Annotated in this window: 1 protein-coding gene; it reads right to left on the minus strand. The window is 78.7% G+C overall.

Annotated features, from left to right (window positions below):
- A partial coding sequence (locus tag E9565_RS22105; RefSeq protein WP_236836749.1) for a hypothetical protein occupies positions 1–277 on the minus strand: 277 nt, incomplete at both ends.

A 277-nucleotide genomic window follows, 5' to 3' on the forward strand; every position in this document is an offset into this window, starting at 1 on the left:
CTCGGACCGCCCGCAGGGCGACCGTCCGCAGCGCTCGGACCGCCCGCAGGGTGACCGTCCCCGTGGGGACTGGCAGGACCGTCGCCCGCAGGGTGACCGTCCGCAGCGCTCGGACCGCCCGCAGGGTGACCGTCCCCGTGGGGACTGGCAGGACCGTCGCCCGCAGGGTGACCGGCCCCAGCGCTCGGACCGCCCGCAGGGCGACCGTCCGCAGCGCTCGGACCGCCCGCAGGGTGACCGTCCCCGTGGGGACTGGCAGGACCGTCGCCCGCAGGGT

This window comes from Blastococcus sp. KM273129 (genome assembly GCF_021698995.1).
Taxonomy (GTDB): Bacteria; Actinomycetota; Actinomycetes; order Mycobacteriales; family Geodermatophilaceae; genus Blastococcus.